Source organism: Rhodococcus sp. IEGM 1408 (genome assembly GCF_033142235.1).
Classification (GTDB): Bacteria; Actinomycetota; Actinomycetes; order Mycobacteriales; family Mycobacteriaceae; genus Dietzia.
On record NZ_JAWLRW010000004.1, the window covers coordinates 179,014 to 198,896 of the forward strand.

Here is a 19,883-nt window from a genome sequence, read left to right on the forward strand (position 1 = left end):
GCTAACCCCCGGGCGCGGGGGGGGCCGCGTGGCGCGGCCCGCCCGGCGACGAGGGAGGACAGATCACTTCGAGTAGAACTCGACGATCAACTGCTCCTGCAGCGGCACATCGACCTGCGCGCGCTCGGGGAGCTGGTGGACGAGGACGCGCAGGGTCGTGGGGACGACCTGCAGCCACGCCGGGACGGGACGCTCGCCGAGCGACTCGGTGGCGATCTCGAACCAGTCCATCTTGGTGGACTTGGGGCGCACGTCGACGATGTCGTACTGCGACACCCGGTAGCTCGGGATGGTCACCTTCTGGTTGTTGACCAGGAAGTGCCCGTGGGCCACGAGCTGACGGGCCTGGCGACGCGTCCGCGCGAGACCCGCGCGGTAGACGACGTTGTCCAGGCGCGACTCCAGGATCTGGAGCAGGTTCTCACCGGTCTTACCAGCGCGGCGGTGGGCCTCCTGGTAGTAACGGCGGAACTGCTTCTCCATGACGCCGTAGGTGAAGCGGGCCTTCTGCTTCTCCTGCAGCTGAGTGCGGTACTCAGACTCTTTGATCCGCGCGCGACCGTGGTGGCCGGGCGGGAAGGGACGACGCTCGAATGCAGCGTCTCCACCTACGAGGTCCACGCCCAGACGGCGGGACTTGCGGGTGGCGGGGCCGGTGTAACGTGCCATTATTCTCTACGTTCCTTCCGGCTCAGACTCGACGCCGCTTGGGCGGGCGGCAGCCGTTGTGCGGCTGTGGGGTGACATCGGAGATGGTGCCCACCTCGAGGCCGGCGGCCTGGAGCGAGCGAATCGCGGTCTCGCGGCCCGAACCCGGGCCCTTGACAAACACGTCAACCTTCTTGACGCCGTGCTCCTGCGCCTTGCGGGCCGCGTTCTCGGCGGCGAGCTGAGCGGCGAAGGGCGTCGACTTGCGCGAGCCCTTGAAGCCGACGTGACCGGAGGACGCCCAGGCGAGGACGGCACCGGACGGGTCGGTGATCGACACGATCGTGTTGTTGAACGTGCTCTTGATGTGGGCGTGGCCCAGCGGGACGTTCTTCTTTTCCTTGCGACGGCCCGTCTTCTTGGGGCCCGCAGCGCGTGACTTGGGGGGCATTACTTCTTCTTTCCGGCGACGGTCTTCTTCGGGCCCTTACGGGTACGGGCGTTGGTCTTGGTGCGCTGACCGTGGACGGGGAGACCCCGACGGTGACGCAGACCCTGGTAGGCCCCGATCTCGATCTTGCGACGGATGTCGGCCTGCACCTCGCGGCGGAGGTCGCCCTCCACCTTCAGGTTGGTCTCGATGTCGTCGCGAAGGATCGTCAACTGCTCGTCAGTGAGGTCCTTGGTACGCAGGTCCGGGCTGATACCCGTGCGCTCCAGGATCTGCACCGAGCGGGTGCGACCGATGCCGAAAATGTAGGTAAGCGCGATCTCCATACGCTTGTCACGTGGGAGATCAACGCCGGCAAGACGTGCCATGTGGCGCTTCTCTTTCGTCGTGCGGTAGGTCTGCTCCCCGACCGTCCCCGGTACGGATGGTCATCTCTCGATGAGAATCCGATCGGGGCCCTGGCCTCCGCGTCCAGGGGTACAAAACCCGCCTCGGCCATTAGCCGAGGCGGCTGGTGCGGGGAGTTGAGGTTCTTTACTTGTACCGGTAGACGATCCGACCGCGCGTGAGGTCGTAGGGCGACAGCTCCACGACCACCCGGTCCTCAGGGAGGATGCGGATGTAGTGCTGCCGCATCTTGCCGCTGATATGAGCGAGGACCTTGTGTCCGTTTTCGAGTTCGACGCGGAACATAGCGTTCGGCAACGGCTCGACTACGCGACCCTCGACCTCGATGGCTCCGTCTTTCTTTGCCATGCTGGTTACGGTCCTCCAAGATTCCCCGGGTGATGTCTACCGGATTGTGGTGCACTGGTGGGCACACCGACGTGTAAGCCTACGGGAGCGCTAGCCTGAGCGCCAATCGGACGGGCAGCCCGTGTGCGCCGCCGGCGATCGCGCGGCTCAGACGTAGCAGGCGCGACCCGCCGGCACCCCGTCGAACCTCTGCTGCAGCCAGTCCAGCGCCGCGGGCAGCTTCTCGACGGCACCGATCAGATGCTCGGGCGCGACACCCGGCTCCCAGGTGAGTGGCGTGCCCTCCCGGCAGTACCGCTTGGCGGTGTCCTCCGCGTCCCAGAACGGCACCAGCGGATCAGTACCGGAGTGCCACATGAAGACCGCGACCTTTGGCACGTCCGGCGAGAGCCTCACGCTGTTCTCCGCGAACGCGTCCATCAGCCCCGTCTCCGCCATGAGGTCCCCGCCCTGCAGGACCATCGGAACGGATCTGAACGCACCGAAGGTCAGCAGGGACGCCGTGCACCTGCCCTTCAGCTGGTTGTAGAGCGCCCAGCCGTCCGGCGTGAGCTTCTCATCGAGCCGGATGTCCTCCGGGTACTCCCTGGCCATTCCCACGGCCGCCGCGAACGCCAGACCGAAGGCCGGGTGGGGCCAGTTGCCGATCATCCGCGCCATGGTGGTCATGTCCGTCGGGACACCACCCTGGGCGACGCCCACCAGGTTGACGTCCGGAGCGTAGTCGTCGTGCATGTTGGCCGTCCATGCGCTCGCGATTCCCCCTCCGGAGTACCCGAGTGCGCCGAATCGGCTGTTCCGGGAGTCGAACCGCGGATAGTCCCGGACCGCCCGCATGCCGTCGAGCACGATCCGGGCCGAGAGCTTGCCGCCCGGGTAGGCGACCTTGGGCCCGAGGTGGTCAGGGATGATCACCGTCCATCCCTGGTCAAGGCGCAACCTCAGGAACACCATCGCGCTGTCCTGCACGGTCTCCAGCGTCGGGTTGACCAGGGTCTCGGTGGGCGCGCACCTCTGGCCGAGCGCGTTGAGGTAGTGCTGATAACTGAGGACCGGGCCATCTGGCCTGGCGTTGTGGGGACGGATCACCGTCGCCGTGGCGAGAAGAGGCTGGTCGCGGGAATCCGTGGACCGGTACGCGATCTCGGTGACGGGGTAGCCCAGGAAGGCGGGCATGGTGACGTCCCGGGTGTTGATCACCTGACCGTTGGCAGCAACCGCCAACATCGCAGGGTCCGCGTGGTAGAAGGGCCCCGGCTGGGGGTCCTCCATGAGGGAACCCGCCCCGCCCTCCATCAGCGACTGCGCTCGAGCACCCGGTACCGGGCCCACCACGTGCAGGATCGCCATGAGGGCGGCTGTGAATACAGCGGCGATGACGCGTGCCGAAGTGGAGCGGGCGGCGTCCGCCCTGCTGAGTGCGAGCATATGTTGTCCTCCGGGCGGTCCGATCCTGACGGGACACCTTAACCCGGGGGGACTCCTATCGGTCCGTTCACCCTCCCCGAGCGCGTCGGGATTCCGGACACCTCGAGTTGACGCTCGCCACCCGGGCGTCAGGGGTCAGCTGCCGGGAGGGCGCGGGGTCAGGATGCGGGGGCCGTCCACTGTGACCGCGACGGTGTGTTCCCAATGGGACGCCGGTGATCCGTCGACGGTGACGACGGTCCAGTCGTCGGACAGGGTCCGGGTGTCGGTCTCACCGCCGAGGACGAGCATCGGCTCCACCGCGAGAACCGAACCCACCTGGAGTCTCGGTCCCTTCCCGGGCTTCCCCTCGTTGGCCAGGAACGGCCACTCGTGCATCTCTCGACCGATCCCGTGGCCACCGAACCCGTCGACGATCCCGAGCGACACCCCCAACCGCTCCTCGGCGCGGCGGGTCGCCACCTCGAGGGCATGGGAGACGTCGGTGAGACGGTTCCCGGGGAGCATGGCGAGGATCCCCTCCTCGAGGACCTCGCGGGTCGCCTCATTGAGCTTGGCCACGTCGGGCGCCAGTGAACCGACGCCGAAGGTCCAGGCCGAATCCCCGTGCCATCCGTCCAGGATCGCCCCGCAGTCCACCGATACCAGGTCACCCTCCCCCAGTACGGTGTCGTCGCCCGGGATCCCGTGGACCACCACCTCGTTGACGGAGGAGCAGATCGACCCGGGGAATCCCTCGTAGCCCTTGAAGGACGGGACCGCCCCGGCATCTCGGATCAACTGCTCGACCAACGCGTCCAGCTCTGCCGTGGTCGCCCCGGGCACCGCGGCGTCACTCGCGGCGACCAGGGCGCGGCCGACGATGCGTCCCGCCGCTTCCATGGCGTCCAGCTCACCCGGTGTGCGAGCAGCGACCGCACCCTTGCGCGATCTCCCCAACACGATCGGTCAGCGATCCAGCGCCGACAGGGCGCGGGCGTTGATCTCGTCGACCTCGCCGACCGCGTCGATCGTCTTGACCTCGGAGCCGTAGTACTCGAGCAGCGGGGCGGTCTCGGAACGGTAGACGGACATCCGGTTACGAATGACGTCCTCGGAGTCGTCCTCGCGACCACGGGCCAGCATCCGCTTGACCACGGTGTCCTCGTCCACCCTGAACTCCAGTACGGCGTCCAGCGACAAGCCGGCCTCGGCCAGCATGGCCTTGAGCGCATCTGCTTGCTCGGTGCTCCGAGGGTAGCCGTCGAGGAGGAACCCCTCGGTGGCGTCCGGCTCGCCGATGCGAGCTTCGACCATGCGGTTGGTGACATCGGCGGGGACGAGGTTGCCCGCATCGATGTAGCTCTTGGCTTCTCTGCCGAGATCCGTGTCCTGCGAGATGTTGGCACGGAAGAGGTCGCCTGTGGAGATGTGCGGCACTCCGAGCTTCTCCGACAACAGAGCCGCCTGGGTTCCCTTGCCGGCGCCGGGGGGGCCGAGGAGGACGAGACGCATGGTAGGAACCAGCCTTTCTACAGTCGGAAATTCTCCGGGTGAAGCGGTTATTTCAGGAAACCCTCGTAGTTGCGCTGCATGAGCTGTGCCTCGATCTGCTTCACGGTGTCGAGGCCCACAGACACCATGATGAGCACTGCCGTGCCGCCGAAGGGCATGTTCTGCATATCTCCGCCGCCGCTCCCCATGTCGAGGAAAATATTCGGCAGTACGGCGATGAGCCCGAGGTAGAGCGAACCGAACAGCAGGATCCGGTTGAGTACGTAACCCAGGTACTCGGCGGTGGGGCGGCCCGGGCGGATGCCCGGGATGAAGCCGCCGTACTTCTTCATGTTCTCGGCCTGCTCCATCGGGTCGAACTGGATGGCCACGTAGAAGTACGCGAAGAAGATGATGAGGGCGAAGTACAGGAGGATGTAGCCCCAGCTCGAGGGGTTCTGCAGGTACTGCATGATGTACCGCTGCCAGAAGCCGTCGCCCGAGGGGTCCGGGCCCTGGATCAGCTGGGTGATCAGGATCGGCACGTACATGAGTGACGACGCGAAGATCACCGGGATGACGCCGGCCTGGTTGACCTTGAGCGGGAGGTAGGTGGAGGTGCCGCCGTACTGGCGACGCCCGACCATGCGCTTGGCGTACTGAACCGGGATCCGGCGCTGACCCTGCTCGACAAAGACGACGGCGACCACGATGAGGATCACTGCCAGCATCACCGCGGCGAACTTCATCGTCGAGGCGTTCTGGTAGATGTTGACGCCCTCGGCCGGGATGCGCGAGGCGATGCCGGCGAAGATCAGCAGCGACATGCCGTTGCCGACACCGCGGTCGGTGATGAGCTCACCGAACCACATCACCAGGGCGGCGCCGGCGGTCATCACGACCACGATCGTGAGGAGGGTCAGGATGTCGCCGTCCATCAGGACGGACTGACCGTTGCCGAGAAGCTGCCCTCGATCGGCGAGCGCGACGATGCCCGAGGACTGGAGGACGGCCAGCGCGATGGTCAGATACCGCGTGTACTGCGTCATCTTGGCCTGGCCGGACTGCCCCTCCTTCTTGAGCTGCTCGAAGTAAGGGATGACCACCGTCAGGAGCTGCACGATGATGCTCGCGGTGATGTACGGCATGATGCCGATCGCGAACACGGAGAGTTGCAGGAGGGCGCCACCCGAGAACAGGTTGACCAGGGAGAACAACTGCGCGTTGTCTCCGGTCATCGCCGTGTCGAGTAGTCCCCGGAGTTTGGGGTAGTCGACACCGGGCGACGGGATCTGCGCGCCGAGCCGGTAGAGGATGATGATCCCGAGGGTGAAGAAGATCTTCTTCCTCAGGTCCCGGTCCTTGATCGCGGACGCGAGTGCGGAGAGCACATGTCCTCCTGGTCATGGACGGCTCGTAGCCGCCGCCGTCGTCGAATGCAGATGCGCCGGGTGGGTCAGACCGACGGCAGTGGTGCCGGAGCCCGAACGCACAACAGGAAAAACTCTATCAAGATAAGTGCAGGGGCCGGATCCGAGACTCTCGGACACGACCCCTGCACCCGTTGCCGGGCCCCTGTGGGACCCGCCGGGGAATCAGGCCCCGGACTCCGACGCGGTTCCGCCGGCGGCTTCGATCTTGCTCTTGGCCGAGCCGGAGACCTTGTCGACGGTCACGGTGACGGCAACGGAGATCTCCCCGTCGCCCAGCACCTTGACCGGCTGGTTCTTCCGGACCGCACCGACGGCGACGAGCTCGGCGACGCCGACCTCCCCACCCTTCGGGAACAGTCGCTCGATGTCGGACACGTTGACGACCTGGAAGACGACCTTGTTGCGGTTCTTGAAGCCCTTCAGCTTCGGGAGCCGCATGTGGATCGGCATCTGGCCGCCCTCGAACGCCGCGGGGACGTTCTTGCGTGCCTTCGTACCCTTGGTACCGCGACCAGCGGTCTTGCCCCTCTTACCGCCCTCACCGCGACCCACGCGGGTCTTGGAGGTGTGGGCACCGGGCGCCGGGCGCAGGTGGTGCAGCTTGATGGTCATGGCGTCACTTCCGTCTCTTCGACCACGACGAGGTGGCTCACGACGTTGATGAGACCCCGGTTCTGCGAGTTGTCCTCACGGACAACCGACTTCCGGATGCCCTTGAGTCCCAACGTACGCAGGGAGTCCTTCTGGTTCTGCTTGGTCCCGACCGTGCCACGGACCTGGGTGATCTTGAGGTTCCCCATGATCAGGCCCCCTGTCCGGCACGCGCGCGGAGCATGCCCGCGGGCGCGACGTCCTCGATGGGCAGTCCACGGCGAGCCGCGACCTCCTCGGGACGGTGCAGACCCTTGAGCGCGGCCACGGTGGCGTGCACGACGTTGATGGCGTTGTCCGAGCCGAGCGACTTGCACAGGATGTCATGGACACCTGCACACTCGAGCACGGCGCGAGCGGCGCCACCAGCGATGACACCGGTACCCGGCGAAGCCGGACGCATCATGACGACGCCTGCGGCGGCCTCACCCTGGATCGGGTGCGGAATGGTGGAGCCGATGAGCGGGACGCGGAAGAAGTTCTTCCGAGCCTCCTCCGATCCCTTCTGGATCGCCGCCGGCACCTCTTTGGCCTTGCCGTAGCCGACGCCGACCATGCCCTTGCCGTCGCCCAGGATCACGAGGGCGGTGAAGCTGAAGCGACGACCGCCCTTGACGACCTTGGAGACGCGGTTGATGGTGACAACCCGCTCGATGAACTGCGACTTCTCTTCTTCGCGACCCCGGCCACGGCCGCGGTCGTTTCCGCCACGGCCGCCGCCGGCGCCTCCGCCGGTGCGCCCCTGGGCGTTGTCGGTGGTGGTCTTGCTGTCTGCGGCGGGCCCTGTGCTTCCGCCGTCACGACGCTGACGTCCCGGCATCAGACGGTCCTTCCGTTAGCGGTCAGTGCAATGTTGTTGGTCATCAGAACTCCAGCCCACCCTCGCGGGCGGCGTCGGCGAGCGACGCGATCCGGCCGTGGTACTTGTTGCCACCACGGTCGAATACGACGGCCTCGATGCCGGCGGCCTTGGCGCGCTCGGCCAGGAGCTGCCCGACCTTCGCGCTGCGGGCCTTCTTGTCGCCCTCGAGAGTGCGCACATCGGCCTCGATCGTCGACGCGGCAGCCAGCGTGCGGCCGGCCAGGTCGTCGATGATCTGGGCGTGGATGTGGCGCGAGGAACGGTTGACGACCAACCGCGGCCGCGCGGGGGTACCGGCGACCTTCTTGCGGAGGCGGAAGTGGCGCCGGGCACGACCGATACGACGCTTCGTCGATGCGTCTTTGCCCAGCGGGGAACGCTTCTTTGTGCTGCTCATGGTCACTTACCCGTCTTTCCGACCTTGCGACGGACCTGCTCGCCCGCGTAACGGATGCCCTTGCCCTTGTACGGGTCGTGCTTCCGCAGCCGCTTGATGTTGGCGGCGATCTGACCCACCTGCTGCTTGTCGTTCCCGGAGATCGAGAACTTCGTGGCGGTCTCGACGGCGAACGTGATGCCGTCCGGAGCCACGATCGGGACCGCGTGCGAGTAGCCCAGGGCGAACTCGAGGTCCTTGCCCTTGGCCAGGACGCGGTAGCCGACGCCGAAGATCTCCATGTTCTGCTTGTAACCCTCGGTGACGCCCACGACCATGTTGTTGACCAGGGAGCGGGAGAGCCCGTGCAGGGAACGGTTGTCGCGGTGGTCGTCGGGACGGATCACCGTGATGGTGTTGTCCTCGACCGACACCGTGATCGGTGAGGGAAGGTCCTGGGTGAGCTCACCCTTGGGACCCTTGACGGTGATCGTCTGGCCGTCGACCTTGATGTCGACACCGGACGGAATGCTGATCGGAGCTTTGCCGATACGTGACATATCTCGCCCCTTACCAGACGTAGGCGAGGACTTCCCCGCCCACCTTCTTGTTGTGCGCCTGACGGTCCGTGACCAGACCCTGGGACGACGAGATGATGGCGATACCCAGGCCGCCGAAGACCTTGGGAAGGCCGGTGGACTTGGTGTACACGCGCAGGCCGGGCTTGGAGATCCGCTTGATGCCTACGATCGTGCGCTGCCGCGACGGGCCGTACTTGAGGTTGATGGTGAGCTTCTTGCCCACCTCAGCGTCCTCGACGGCGTAGTCAGCGATGTAACCCTCTTGCTTGAGGATCGCAGCGATGTTGCCCTTGAGCTTGGAATGCGGCATGGAGACGGTGTCGTGGAACGCCGAGTTGGCGTTACGCACACGTGTCAGCATGTCCGCGATGGGATCTGTCATCGACATGGATTGACCATGTTCCTTTCTCGTAACGGTTCCCATGCAACACGGCGTCGGGTGGCCTGTGGGCCACCCACGTTCGTCGTGGGCCTATCACGAAGAGTGCGAATGTTCTGTTGTGTGGGGCCCGATACCTCTGGAGGTGATCGGGGGTCCCGCCGCGCGTGGCGCTCTTCTCACCACTTGCGACCTGACGACTGGGCCGTCTGTCCGGCGTCGGGGTCCCGCTTCGAGCGGAGCCCCGGCGCGGACGGCCGGTCCGGCCCTGACGCGAGGTCAGTCCTCCTTGAAGGGGAACCCGAGGTGCTTGAGCAGTGCCCGACCCTCTTCGTCGTTGGTCGCCGTGGTGACGACCGTGATGTCCATGCCGCGGGGACGATCGACCTTGTCCACGTCGATCTCGTAGAACATGGTCTGCTCGTTGAGGCCGAACGTGTAGTTGCCGTGGCCGTCGAACTGCTTGCCGGAGAGTCCGCGGAAGTCGCGGATCCGCGGGAGGGCGACGGTCGTGAGGCGGTCGAGGAACTCCCACATGCGGTCGCCGCGCAGCGTGACGCGCGCACCGATCGGCATGCCCTCGCGCAGCTTGAACTGTGCGATGGACTTGCGGGCCCGACGGACCTCCGGCTTCTGGCCGGTGATCAGGGTGAGGTCGGTGATGGCGCCGTTGATGAGCTTGGCGTCACGGGCGGCGTCGCCGACACCCATGTTCACGACGACCTTGACGACGCCCGGGATCTGCATGACGTTGACGTACTCGAACGTCTCGTTCAGTGCCGGGCGGATCTCGGAACGGTACCGAGCCTTCAGACGCGGCGTGTAACCGGTGGGAAGAGCAGTATCAGTCATGGTCACAGGTCCTTACCGGTCTTACGCGAGACACGCACGCGCTTACCGTTGTCATCGGTACGGACGCCGACGCGGGTCGGCGTGCCGTCGGCGTCCACGATCATCACGTTGGAAACGTGGATCGGGGCCTCCTGCGTCACGATGCCACCCGAAGAGGCGCCACGCTCAGCAGCCGAATCGGCGGTGTGCTTCTTGATCCGGTTGACGCCCTCGACGAGGACCTTCTCCCGATCCGGGAAGGCCTGGATGACCTTGCCCTTCGCGCCCTTGTCCTTGCCAGCGATGACGAGCACGGTGTCGCCCTTGTGAATTCTCATATCAGAGCACCTCCGGCGCCAGCGAGACGATGCGCATGAACTTCTTGTCGCGCAGCTCGCGGCCGACGGGGCCGAAGATGCGCGTTCCACGCGGATCGTTGTCGTTCTTGATGATGACGGCGGCGTTCTCATCGAACTTGATGTACGAGCCGTCCGGGCGACGGCGCTCCTTGGCGGTGCGCACGATGACCGCCTTGACGATCTCGCCCTTCTTGACGTTGCCACCGGGGATGGCATCTTTGACGGTGGCGACGATGATGTCGCCGACGCCTGCATAGCGACGCTTGGATCCACCGAGAACGCGGATGCACAAGATTTCCTTGGCACCCGTGTTGTCGGCGATCTTGAGTCGCGACTCCTGCTGGATCATTGTTCTCCTGACCAGGTCAGTTCAGATGTGTGCCGGATACCGACCCGACACACGCGGTCATGCGACCCGGCGCCACGCCTTCAAGACGCGGACAGCTCGGGCAACTGGTCCAGTGTAGGGCTCCCGGACCCCGAGCCCCAAATCAGCCTCAGCTGCCGGCGGACCCGCCGAGCGAGCTGGACGACCCGGTTGACCCGGTTGAACCAAGCGACCCCGTCGAACCGAGAGACCCTCCCGAGCCAGCGGACCCCTCCCCCAGCCCCCCTGTCGTCGTCCGACCGTTCGGCGCAGCCGGCGCCAGCCCCGACAGGATGTGGTCCATGCCCGGGAGCATCTGGGTGACGAACACCGGCCAGTTGTGGATCCCGGTGGGCATGTAGTTCATGCGCAGGTTGACCTCGTCCACGTCGCCCAACGCGGCTTCCAGGGCCCTGGTGCTCTCGTACGACCCCTTCTCGAGGATGTGACCGTCGATGAGGATCATCTCGTTGCTCCCGAAGTGCCCCAGCTCGGAGGAGCCGACCACACCCGTGGCAGCGCTGAGGTAAACCGTCTTGCCGGCGAGCCCCGAGGGGTTGGCGACGGTGTCGTGGCTCAGCCACTCGGCCGAACCGCGCGGGCCCCACATGTTGGTGACCTCGCCGTTGCGGGCCGCCACGGTCAACCGGGTGTACTGGTAGCCGAGCTCGTCGGTGGTCGAATACGCCCCGCTGACTCCCGCCACCGCGCCGAACATCTCCCGGGTGTTGGCGAGGTGCACCGCGGACGCGGCACCCATTGACAGCCCCATCACACCCCAGTCACCGTTGTGCGCGAGCCCGTCGACCGTGCCCGGTAGACCCCCCTCCAACAACTCGGGGAGTTCGTCGGTCAGGAAGGTCTCCCAGTTGTTCGGTCCCAGGACCGGGTCGTCCGTCTTCCAGTCGGCCCACATCGAGGCCGGGGCGCCCGTCGGCGCGATCACGTTGACCGCCCGCTCACGCAGCGCCGGGTCCCCCCAGCCCATCCCTGTACTCCACCCCGACGGCGTCTCGCTGCCCACCCCGTCCAAAAAATAGACGTTGGGGGCGTTGACACCGGCCGGTGCACGGTAGACCTCCACGCGCACGGTGCGTTGCATGGAGGCGGAGGTCACGGTCCAGACCTCCGCGCGCTGGTCGTCCGGGTTCACCGAACCCGGGAACAACGGCCTGACCTCACGAACCGTGGACGAGGTGATCGAGTCGTCCCTCGTGACCAGGGGTCCGCTCGGCGCCTCGGAGCTCCCCGGTCGGGGGAACTCACCGGATCCGGCAGCGGCGACCGAGCCGAGCACGGAGGTCAGCGGGATCGGCGCGCCGAGCTGGGTCAGGGCGGCCACGCTGAGCGACGGGGTGCCGAGAAGGCTCCCGGGCGCCACGCTCGGGACGAGAGATCCGGGATCCAGGCTCTGCGCTCCCGCAGGCCCGGTGCCTGCTGCTGCGAGCGCGGCCACCAGAGCCAGGGCAGCTGCGCGGATACCGGTTCGGGCACCCGGCGCCACTCCCCCACGTCGGTCGGTCTGCGGGTGTGCGGTCATGTGACGATCCTGCTCTCGTTCGAGCCGCGGCCCCGGGAGCCGGAGGCCCAGGGGTCGCGCGGGCAATTTCGGCCCATCAGCCGCTGACACAATACAAGGATGTCGTATCAGAGAGAATTTTGTTACATCAGAAACGCCACAGGCCCGGCCCCGGATGATCCGGGGCCGGGCCTGTGGTCTTACGGGGAGCGGTATTACTTGGCGCGCTCCAGCACCTCGACGAGCCGGTACCGCTTGGTGGCGGACAGCGGGCGGGTCTCCATGATCCGCACGCGGTCGCCGACACCGGCGGTGTTGGCCTCGTCGTGAGCCTTGACGCGCTCGGTACGACGCATGATCTTGCCGTACTTCGGGTGCTTCACGCGGTCCTCGAGCTCGACGATGATGGTCTTCTCCATCTTGTCGGACACGACGTACCCGATCCGCACCTTGCGGCTGTTGCGCTCGGTGTTCTCGCTGGCCTCAGTCACAACTGCATCCTTGTCACTCACTTAGCATCACCCGGCGCTGCCGACAGCCCGAGCTCGCGCTCGCGGATGACGGTGTAAATGCGAGCGATGTCGTGACGAACGACCCGCAGGCGACGGTTGTTGGTCAACTGACCGGTGACCATCTGGAAGCGCAGGTTGAACAGCTCTTCCTTGGCCTCACGCAGACGCGCGGTGATCGCGTCGGCTTCGAGCTCACGCAGCTCGGGGGCGGTGATTCCATTTGCCATCAGAACTGCCCCTCTCGGGTCACGATGCGGGTCTTGCACGGGAGCTTGTGCTGCGCACGGCGCAGGGCCTCCCGAGCGGTCTCCTCGCTCGGGTACGACATCTCAAAGAGGATGCGACCCGGCTTGACGTTGGCGACCCACCACTCCACAGAACCCTTACCGGAGCCCATGCGGACCTCGGCAGGCTTCTTGGTGAGCGGACGATCCGGGTAGATGTTGATCCACACCTTGCCGCCGCGCTTGATGTGGCGGTTGATCGCGATACGAGCGGACTCGATCTGACGGTTGGTGATGTAGGCGGGCTCGAGAGCCTGGATGCCGTACTCACCGAACGTCACCTTGTTGCCGCCCTTGGACCCGCCCTTACGGCCGGGGTGGTGCTGCTTGCGGTGCTTGACGCGCTTGGGGATAAGCACTGTCACGCCTCCCTGGTCTGATTCTGCGGAGCCTCAGCAGGTGCCTCGACAGCCGCACCGGAACCAGCGCGGCCGGTCTCGGTGCTCGTGGCTGTGGTGCCCTGGGCTCCGGAGCGACGCGGCCGGCCGGCAGCGCGCTCGCGACGCGGCGCCCCACGGTCCGCGGCACCGCGGTTGTTGGACTGGGTGAACTGATCGGACTCGCGGCGACCGCCGACGACGTCACCCTTGTAGATCCACACCTTGACGCCGATACGACCAAAGGTCGTCTTGGCCTCGTACGTGCCGTAGTCGATCTCGGCACGCAGCGTGTGGAGCGGGACGCGACCCTCGTGGTAGCGCTCCGAGCGAGACATCTCGGCGCCGCCGAGACGACCGGCGCACACCACCTTGATGCCCTTGACCTGCGGCTGGCGCATGGCGGACTGGATGCCCTTACGCATCGCGCGGCGGAACGCCACGCGATTGGACAGCTGCTCCGCGATGCCCTGGGCCACGAGCTGGGCGTCGGCCTCGGTGTTCTTGATCTCGAGGATGTTGAGGTGGACCTGCTTCGCGGTGAGCTTCTCGAGCTCTCCACGGAGACGGTCCGCCTCAGCACCACGACGACCGATCACGATGCCCGGGCGGGCGGTGTGGATGTCGACGTTGACACGGTCACGGGTGCGGGAGATGTCCACGCCCGAGATGCCGGCCCGCTCCATGCCCTTGGACAGGAGCTGACGGATCTTGATGTCCTCGGCCACGTAATCCGCGTACTGCTTGTCGGCGAACCACTTGGACGTCCAGTCCGAGGTGATGCCGAGACGGAAGCCGTGCGGCTGGATCTTCTGTCCCATTTAGCGGGCACCTCCCTGGTTGCGACGTCCCCGGCCGGTCGAACCGGCCTTGTCGGGAACGCTGGTCACCTCGACGGTGATGTGGCTCGTGCGCTTACGGATTCGGAACGCACGACCCTGTGCACGCGGCCGGAACCGCTTGAGGGTCGGGCCCTCGTCGGCGAACGCCGCGGACACGACGAGGGTCCGGGGATCCAGGTCGAGGTTGTTCTCGGCGTTCGCGATCGCGGAAGCGAGGACCTTGCCGACCGGCTCGCTGGCAGCCTGCGGGGCGAACCGCAGGGTGTTCAGCGCGTCGGAGGCGTCCTTGCCGCGGATCAGGTCGATCACGCGACGCGCCTTCATGGGCGTGACGCGGACGAACTTGGCGGTGGCGCGGGCGGTGAGCTGCTGCTCGACCTGCGCCGTGTCGTCTGCGGTCTTCTTCGTTTCAGTGCTCATCGACGCTTACTCTTTCGATCGTCCTTGATGTGCCCCTTGAACGTGCGCGTCGGCGCGAACTCGCCGAGCTTGTGACCCACCATGGAGTCGGACACGAACACGGGCACATGCTTGCGGCCATCATGGACGGCGAACGTGTGGCCGATGAAATCGGGCAGGATCGTCGAGCGACGCGACCAGGTCTTGATGACCTGATGAGTGCCCTTGTCGTTCTGCACGTCCACCTTCGCGAGGAGGTGTTCGTCGACGAACGGACCCTTCTTGAGACTACGAGGCATCCTAGTTTCCCTCCTTATCGCTTCTTGCCGGTGCGACGGCGACGGACAATCATGCTGTCACTCGCCTTCTTGGGCTTACGGGTCCGGCCCTCGGGCTGGCCCCACGGGCTGACGGGGTGACGTCCACCGGACGTCTTGCCCTCGCCGCCACCGTGCGGGTGGTCGACGGGGTTCATGACGACACCACGGACGGTCGGGCGGACGCCCTTCCACCGCATACGGCCGGCCTTACCCCAGTTGATGTTGCCCTGCTCGGCGTTGCCGACCTCGCCGATGGTGGCGCGGCAGCGCACGTCGACGCGGCGGATCTCACCGGACGGCATGCGGAGGGACGCGTACGCACCCTCCTTGCCCAGCAGCTGGATCCCGGCGCCGGCCGCGCGGGCCATCTTGGCCCCGCCGCCCGGGCGCAGCTCCACCGCGTGCACGACGGTGCCCGCGGGGATGTTGCGGAGCGGGAGGTTGTTGCCGACCTTGATGTCGGCGGTGGCGCCCGACTCGATCCTCATACCCTGCTTGAGATTGCGCGGGGAGAGGATGTACCGCTTCTCACCGTCCAAGTAGTGCAGGAGGGCGATGTTGGCGGTGCGGTTCGGGTCGTACTCGATGTGCGCGACCACGGCGTCGACGCCGTCCTTGTCGTTACGACGGAAGTCGATGACGCGGTACTGCCGCTTGTGTCCACCGCCCTTGTGGCGGGTGGTGATACGGCCGTGGCCGTTACGTCCGCCGGTCCTGTTCAGGGGGCGAAGCAGCGACTTCTCGGGCGTCGAGCGGGTGATCTCGGCGAAGTCCGAGACGCTCGAGCCGCGACGGCCGGGCGTCGTGGGCTTGTACTTGCGGATAGCCATGAGGTTCTCTCGTCCTTAACTCTGCCCGCCCTCAGGCGGTCAGACCCGGGATCTCGATGGGCTTGCTGTCGGCCGCGAGGGTCACGATGGCGCGCTTGGTGCTCTTGCGCTGACCGAAGCCCGTGCGGGTGCGCTTGCGCTTGCCCTGACGGTTGGCGGTGTTGACGGACTCAACGGTGACACCGAAGATCTCCTTGATGGCGATCTTGATCTGTGTCTTGTTGGCGTCCGGGGCGACCAGGAACGTGTACACACCCTGCTCGAGCAGGCCGTAGGCCTTCTCGGAGACAACGGGGGCGAGGATCACGTCCCGGGGATCGGCGATGGTGCTCACTTGTCGGCCTCCTTCGCGGCGGTGGTCGTCGTGCCGGCGACTCGCTTGCTCGCCTGCGTGACGAACGCGTCCAGGGCCTCCACCGTGAAGATGACGTCGTCTGCGTTCAGGACGTCGTAGGTGTTCAGCTGATCCGGAGCGATCGGGTGGACGTGATCGAGGTTGCCCACGGAACGCCATGCTGCGACGTCCTCGCGACCGACGACGACCAGGAACTTCCGGCGATCGGACAGGCTGCCGAGGAAGTCACGGACGCCTGCGGTCGACGGCTTCTGGCCCTCGACGAACTCGCTGACCACGTGGATCCGCTCGCTGCTGGCCCGGTCGGAGAGGGCACCGCGGAGGGCGGCGGCAATCATCTTCTTGGGCGTGCGCTGCGAGTAGTCGCGCGGCTTCGGTCCGTGGACCGTGCCACCACCGGTGTAGGCGGGGGCGCGGGTCGAACCCTGACGGGCGCGGCCGGTGCCCTTCTGGGCGAAGGGCTTGCGCCCACCGCCACGGACCTCGCCGCGGGTCTTGGTCGAGTGCGTGCCCTGCCGCGCCGCGGCGAGCTGTGCGACGACGACCTGGTGCATCAGGTGCAGGTTGGGCTCGACGCCGAAGATCTCGGCGGGGAGCTCGACCGACCCGTTGGCCGAACCGGCCGGGGTACGGACGTCGAGCTTGAGATTCACGGTGTTCTCCGTCGTGGTCATGCGCGCGCACCGCCCTTCACTGCGGATCGGACCATCACGAGGCCGCCGTTGCGACCCGGGATGGCACCCTTGATGAGGAGGACGCCGGCCTCGGCGTCGACCTTGTGGACCGTCAGGTTCATGGTGGTCACACGGTCATTACCCATGCGACCGGCCATCTTCTTGCCCCTGAACACGCGACCCGGGGTCGACGCGCCACCGATGGAGCCGGGCCGACGGTGCACGGCCTGGGTGCCGTGTGAGGCGCCCTGTCCGTGGAAACCGTGCCGCTTCATGGTGCCGGCGAAGCCCTTGCCCTTGGAGGTGCCGGTGACGTCGACGAATGCGCCGTCCTCGAACACGTCCGCGCCGATCTCCTGGCCCAGCTCGAAAGCTGCGGCCTGCTCGGCGTTGTCGAGCCGGATCTCCGCGAGGTGACGACGCGGCGTCACACCCGCCTTGGAGAACTGGCCCGTGACGGGCTTGGTGACCTTACGGGGGTCGATCGCGCCAAAGGCGATCTGGATGGCGTTGTAGCCATCGGTCTTCTCGTTTCGGATGCCTGTGACGACGCACGGCCCGGCCTTGATGACGGTAACCGGGACAACCCGGTTGTTCTCGTCGAAGACCTGGGTCATGCCGAGCTTCGCGCCCAGGATTCCCTTGATCTCGGTAGTACTCATGTGTTCACTGTCTCCGCTGCACGTTGCTTGCTGACCGCTGCTCGGTCGGAGGTCACTGGATATTGACGTCGACGCTGGCGGGCAGGTCGATGCGCATGAGCGCGTCCACGGTCTTAGGCGTGGGGTCGAGGATGTCGATCAACCGCTTGTGGGTACGCATCTCGAAGTGCTCACGCGAGTCCTTGTACTTGTGCGGTGAGCGGATGACGCAGTACACGTTCTTCTCGGTCGGCAACGGCACGGGGCCTACGACGCGAGCTCCCGTACGGGTGACCGTCTCGACGATCTTGCGCGCCGAGGCGTCGATAGCCTCGTGGTCATAGGCCTTGAGCCGGATGCGGATCTTTTGTCCCGCCACTTGGTCCTCATTCTCCCCCCGCCCGTGAAGGCGGATGTCGTGAGCGCCCCCGCTCGGCGGGGGACACTGCTGTGTTCGCTGAACATGCGTGACACCGTCAGACCGTCGAACACCCGGTCACATGCATCGATACTCCGTCGTGGAGGGCTGCCGTCGCGCGCTCACGAACGTGACACGACTTCAAAGCTCCCCAGAGGACGGAGTGCCGCACACCCGCGAACGAGGGTGAGACGAAACCGATCCGCTGCCGCTGTTGATGATGTGTCACGACGTGTCCACGCGGTCGGGCGTGTCGCCCTTCCGCTTTTCCAGCGGGTGATCTCTCACCCGCCCGTCGTGCTCGCCCGCCCAACCCGACTCCCGGCGGGAACCCTGAGGTATCCACGCTGGGTCGCCGACTTGTCCGGGCAACTCGACCAGTATGCCGCATGGATGACCGGGGAACAAAATCGAGGCCCCGCCGGCCCGTGAGCCGCCGCCGTCCCCTCGCCCGCTTGGGTACCGTCGGAGGGATGAGCGCGAGCCGCGCCACACACCCAGGAGGCCTGAACGTGAACAGTCGACGCGAACCACGCGACCCCGTCGCCTACAAGCGGGATCGACGTCGGGCCGTCCTGCAACACCACCCCGACAAGGGCGGCGACCCCGACCAGATGCTCCGCGCACTCGAGGAGGTCGATCGCCGACACGGGGTAGTCGGCCCCGGCCGCGCGGATCACGGCGCGAGCGCCGAGCAGGTTGCTGCCATCGCCGTGACCGCCCTTGCCGGCGTTGCCGCGGTCGGTCTCTCCGTGGCGATGAGCCTCCTGGGCCGACGGAGATGATCTGATCCCCCGATAGTCCCGGACGTCCTCTGCAACGAGAAAGGGGCGCCCCACCTTCCGGTGGGACGCCCCTCGATCGTGTGGTTCGGACTATCTCGTCCGATCCGTCATGTCACTCGATCACTTGATGATCTTGGTGACCTGACCGGCGCCGACGGTGCGGCCACCCTCGCGGATGGCGAAGCGCAGGCCCTCGTCCATGGCGACCGGCTGGATGAGCTCGACGCTCATCTCGGTGTTGTCGCCCGGCATGACCATCTCGGTGCCCTCGGGAAGGGTAACGACACCGGTCACGTCCGTGGTACGGAAGTAGAACTGCGGACGGTAGTTGTTGAAGAACGGCGTGTGACGCCCGCCCTCGTCCTTGGACAGGATGTACGCCTGGCCCTCGAAGTTGGTGTGCGGGGTGTACGCGCCCGGCTTGATGACAACCTGGCCGCGCTCGACGTCCTCACGCTTGAGGCCACGGACCAGCAGACCGACGTTGTCGCCCGCCTCGCCGTAGTCGAGGAGCTTCCGGAACATCTCGATGCCGGTGACGGTGGTCTTGGAAGCCTTCTCCTTGATACCGATCAGCTCGACGTCCTCGTTCACCTTGACCGAGCCACGCTCGATACGACCGGTGACGACGGTGCCACGACCGGTGATCGTGAAGACGTCCTCGACGGGCATGAGGAACGGCTTCTCCATCTCGCGGACGGGATCCGGGACGGAGTCGTCGCAGGCCTGCATGAGGTCGACGATGGCCTGGACCCACTTCGGGTCACCCTCGAGCGCCTTGAGCGCCGAGATGTGCACGACGGGGGCGTCCTCGTCGAACTCCTGCGAAGCGAGAAGCTCACGCACCTCCATCTCGACGAGCTCGAGGATCTCCTCGTCGTCGACCATGTCGCACTTGTTCAGGGCGACAAGGATGTAGGGCACGCCGACCTGACGGGCGAGCAGCACGTGCTCACGCGTCTGCGGCATCGGGCCGTCGGTGGCGGCGACGACCAAGATCGCGCCGTCCATCTGGGCGGCACCGGTGATCATGTTCTTGATGTAGTCCGCGTGACCCGGAGCATCGACGTGCGCGTAGTGGCGCTTCTCCGTCTGGTACTCGACGTGGGAGATGTTGATCGTGATACCACGAGCCTTCTCCTCCGGCGCCTTGTCGATCTGGTCGAACGCGAACGCCTCGTTGAGCGTCGGGAAGGTGTCCGCCAGGACCTTCGTGATGGCCGCGGTGGTGGTGGTCTTGCCGTGGTCGACGTGACCGATGGTGCCGATGTTAACGTGCGGTTTCGTCCGCTCGAACTTCGCCTTCGCCACTTGTGGTCCTCCTGGACTGTT

At 66.2% G+C, this 19,883-nt stretch carries 31 protein-coding genes; 1 reads left to right on the top strand and 30 read right to left on the bottom strand.

The window, feature by feature from the left end; all coding sequences use genetic code 11:
- Nucleotides 1-63: 63 nt before the first annotated feature.
- From rpsD to rpsJ, 29 genes are all read right to left on the bottom strand, one after another.
- A complete protein-coding gene (rpsD, locus tag R4P08_RS08135; RefSeq protein ID WP_317813296.1) occupies nucleotides 64-669 on the bottom strand; it encodes a 30S ribosomal protein S4 in 606 nt (201 codons plus the stop codon).
- 22 nt (nucleotides 670-691) lie between these two features.
- Complete coding sequence (gene rpsK / locus R4P08_RS08140) at nucleotides 692-1,099, bottom strand: 30S ribosomal protein S11 (RefSeq protein ID WP_317813297.1); 408 nt, start codon at nucleotides 1,097-1,099, stop codon at nucleotides 692-694.
- On the bottom strand, nucleotides 1,099-1,467 hold the full coding sequence (rpsM, locus tag R4P08_RS08145) for a 30S ribosomal protein S13 (protein ID WP_317813298.1): 369 nt from the start codon (nucleotides 1,465-1,467) through the stop codon (nucleotides 1,099-1,101). Before rpsM ends, rpsK begins: the two co-directional genes overlap by 1 nt.
- A 166-nt stretch (nucleotides 1,468-1,633) precedes the next feature.
- Entirely contained in the window at nucleotides 1,634-1,855 is a 222-nt protein-coding gene (gene infA, locus R4P08_RS08150) for a translation initiation factor IF-1 (RefSeq protein WP_010541191.1), read from the bottom strand.
- Between the two features lie 147 nt (nucleotides 1,856-2,002).
- Complete coding sequence (locus R4P08_RS08155) at nucleotides 2,003-3,283, bottom strand: lipase family protein (protein WP_317813299.1); 1,281 nt, start codon at nucleotides 3,281-3,283, stop codon at nucleotides 2,003-2,005.
- A gap of 135 nt (nucleotides 3,284-3,418) precedes the next feature.
- A complete protein-coding gene (map, locus tag R4P08_RS08160) occupies nucleotides 3,419-4,225 on the bottom strand; it encodes a type I methionyl aminopeptidase (protein ID WP_317813301.1) in 807 nt (268 codons plus the stop codon).
- Nucleotides 4,226-4,231: 6 nt separating this feature from the next.
- The gene (locus R4P08_RS08165; RefSeq protein ID WP_317813302.1) at nucleotides 4,232-4,777 is read right to left on the bottom strand and encodes an adenylate kinase; all 546 of its coding nucleotides are present in this window, start codon (nucleotides 4,775-4,777) and stop codon (nucleotides 4,232-4,234) included.
- 47 nt (nucleotides 4,778-4,824) lie between these two features.
- Entirely contained in the window at nucleotides 4,825-6,147 is a 1,323-nt protein-coding gene (gene secY, locus R4P08_RS08170) for a preprotein translocase subunit SecY (protein WP_317813303.1), read from the bottom strand.
- 204 nt (nucleotides 6,148-6,351) lie between these two features.
- Nucleotides 6,352-6,801: a 50S ribosomal protein L15 gene (gene rplO, locus R4P08_RS08175; protein ID WP_317813304.1), complete on the bottom strand. Its 450-nt coding sequence runs from the start codon at nucleotides 6,799-6,801 to the stop codon at nucleotides 6,352-6,354.
- A complete protein-coding gene (gene rpmD / locus R4P08_RS08180) occupies nucleotides 6,798-6,989 on the bottom strand; it encodes a 50S ribosomal protein L30 (RefSeq protein WP_317813305.1) in 192 nt (63 codons plus the stop codon). Before rpmD ends, rplO begins: the two co-directional genes overlap by 4 nt.
- Before the next feature lie 2 nt (nucleotides 6,990-6,991).
- On the bottom strand, nucleotides 6,992-7,660 hold the full coding sequence (rpsE, locus tag R4P08_RS08185; RefSeq protein ID WP_317813306.1) for a 30S ribosomal protein S5: 669 nt from the start codon (nucleotides 7,658-7,660) through the stop codon (nucleotides 6,992-6,994).
- A 43-nt stretch (nucleotides 7,661-7,703) separates the two neighbouring features.
- Entirely contained in the window at nucleotides 7,704-8,099 is a 396-nt protein-coding gene (rplR, locus tag R4P08_RS08190) for a 50S ribosomal protein L18 (protein ID WP_317813307.1), read from the bottom strand.
- Nucleotides 8,100-8,101: 2 nt separating this feature from the next.
- Nucleotides 8,102-8,638, bottom strand: a complete 537-nt coding sequence (gene rplF / locus R4P08_RS08195) for a 50S ribosomal protein L6 (protein ID WP_317813308.1) — start codon at nucleotides 8,636-8,638, stop codon at nucleotides 8,102-8,104.
- Between the two features lie 10 nt (nucleotides 8,639-8,648).
- Nucleotides 8,649-9,047 carry a 30S ribosomal protein S8 gene (rpsH, locus tag R4P08_RS08200; RefSeq protein ID WP_317813309.1) on the bottom strand — a complete coding sequence of 133 codons (399 nt, stop codon included), beginning with the start codon at nucleotides 9,045-9,047 and terminating at the stop codon, nucleotides 8,649-8,651.
- Nucleotides 9,048-9,317: 270 nt separating this feature from the next.
- Nucleotides 9,318-9,890 carry a 50S ribosomal protein L5 gene (gene rplE / locus R4P08_RS08205; protein ID WP_317813310.1) on the bottom strand — a complete coding sequence of 191 codons (573 nt, stop codon included), beginning with the start codon at nucleotides 9,888-9,890 and terminating at the stop codon, nucleotides 9,318-9,320.
- 2 nt (nucleotides 9,891-9,892) lie between these two features.
- On the bottom strand, nucleotides 9,893-10,207 hold the full coding sequence (gene rplX / locus R4P08_RS08210) for a 50S ribosomal protein L24 (protein WP_317813311.1): 315 nt from the start codon (nucleotides 10,205-10,207) through the stop codon (nucleotides 9,893-9,895).
- Between the two features lies 1 nt (nucleotide 10,208).
- The gene (gene rplN, locus R4P08_RS08215) at nucleotides 10,209-10,577 is read right to left on the bottom strand and encodes a 50S ribosomal protein L14 (protein ID WP_010541179.1); all 369 of its coding nucleotides are present in this window, start codon (nucleotides 10,575-10,577) and stop codon (nucleotides 10,209-10,211) included.
- 148 nt (nucleotides 10,578-10,725) lie between these two features.
- Nucleotides 10,726-12,135: an alpha/beta hydrolase family protein gene (locus tag R4P08_RS08220; RefSeq protein ID WP_317813312.1), complete on the bottom strand. Its 1,410-nt coding sequence runs from the start codon at nucleotides 12,133-12,135 to the stop codon at nucleotides 10,726-10,728.
- A 194-nt stretch (nucleotides 12,136-12,329) separates the two neighbouring features.
- Nucleotides 12,330-12,626: a 30S ribosomal protein S17 gene (gene rpsQ / locus R4P08_RS08225; RefSeq protein WP_317813314.1), complete on the bottom strand. Its 297-nt coding sequence runs from the start codon at nucleotides 12,624-12,626 to the stop codon at nucleotides 12,330-12,332.
- Complete coding sequence (gene rpmC / locus R4P08_RS08230; protein WP_317813315.1) at nucleotides 12,623-12,853, bottom strand: 50S ribosomal protein L29; 231 nt, start codon at nucleotides 12,851-12,853, stop codon at nucleotides 12,623-12,625. Before rpmC ends, rpsQ begins: the two co-directional genes overlap by 4 nt.
- A complete protein-coding gene (rplP, locus tag R4P08_RS08235; RefSeq protein ID WP_317813522.1) occupies nucleotides 12,853-13,269 on the bottom strand; it encodes a 50S ribosomal protein L16 in 417 nt (138 codons plus the stop codon). Before rplP ends, rpmC begins: the two co-directional genes overlap by 1 nt.
- Before the next feature lie 2 nt (nucleotides 13,270-13,271).
- Nucleotides 13,272-14,108, bottom strand: coding sequence for a 30S ribosomal protein S3 (gene rpsC / locus R4P08_RS08240; RefSeq protein ID WP_317813316.1), 837 nt, complete (start codon nucleotides 14,106-14,108; stop codon nucleotides 13,272-13,274).
- On the bottom strand, nucleotides 14,109-14,549 hold the full coding sequence (gene rplV, locus R4P08_RS08245) for a 50S ribosomal protein L22 (RefSeq protein WP_317813317.1): 441 nt from the start codon (nucleotides 14,547-14,549) through the stop codon (nucleotides 14,109-14,111).
- A complete protein-coding gene (gene rpsS, locus R4P08_RS08250; RefSeq protein WP_007628126.1) occupies nucleotides 14,546-14,827 on the bottom strand; it encodes a 30S ribosomal protein S19 in 282 nt (93 codons plus the stop codon). The genes rplV and rpsS overlap by 4 nt, the downstream gene beginning before the upstream one ends.
- Before the next feature lie 14 nt (nucleotides 14,828-14,841).
- A complete protein-coding gene (rplB, locus tag R4P08_RS08255) occupies nucleotides 14,842-15,678 on the bottom strand; it encodes a 50S ribosomal protein L2 (RefSeq protein WP_317813318.1) in 837 nt (278 codons plus the stop codon).
- 31 nt (nucleotides 15,679-15,709) lie between these two features.
- Nucleotides 15,710-16,012: a 50S ribosomal protein L23 gene (gene rplW / locus R4P08_RS08260; RefSeq protein ID WP_317813319.1), complete on the bottom strand. Its 303-nt coding sequence runs from the start codon at nucleotides 16,010-16,012 to the stop codon at nucleotides 15,710-15,712.
- Nucleotides 16,009-16,707, bottom strand: a complete 699-nt coding sequence (rplD, locus tag R4P08_RS08265) for a 50S ribosomal protein L4 (RefSeq protein ID WP_317813320.1) — start codon at nucleotides 16,705-16,707, stop codon at nucleotides 16,009-16,011. The genes rplW and rplD overlap by 4 nt, the downstream gene beginning before the upstream one ends.
- Nucleotides 16,704-17,369, bottom strand: coding sequence for a 50S ribosomal protein L3 (gene rplC / locus R4P08_RS08270; protein ID WP_317813322.1), 666 nt, complete (start codon nucleotides 17,367-17,369; stop codon nucleotides 16,704-16,706). The genes rplD and rplC overlap by 4 nt, the downstream gene beginning before the upstream one ends.
- 52 nt (nucleotides 17,370-17,421) lie before the next feature.
- Nucleotides 17,422-17,727: a 30S ribosomal protein S10 gene (gene rpsJ, locus R4P08_RS08275; protein ID WP_003938093.1), complete on the bottom strand. Its 306-nt coding sequence runs from the start codon at nucleotides 17,725-17,727 to the stop codon at nucleotides 17,422-17,424.
- Nucleotides 17,728-18,278: 551 nt separating this feature from the next.
- On the opposite strand from rpsJ, the gene R4P08_RS08280 reads away from it, so the two are divergent.
- A complete protein-coding gene (locus tag R4P08_RS08280; protein WP_317813323.1) occupies nucleotides 18,279-18,551 on the top strand; it encodes a hypothetical protein in 273 nt (90 codons plus the stop codon).
- A gap of 120 nt (nucleotides 18,552-18,671) precedes the next feature.
- Here the strand turns inward: R4P08_RS08280 and tuf are convergent, their stop codons facing one another.
- Entirely contained in the window at nucleotides 18,672-19,862 is a 1,191-nt protein-coding gene (tuf, locus tag R4P08_RS08285) for an elongation factor Tu (RefSeq protein WP_317813324.1), read from the bottom strand.
- Nucleotides 19,863-19,883 lie beyond the last annotated feature (21 nt).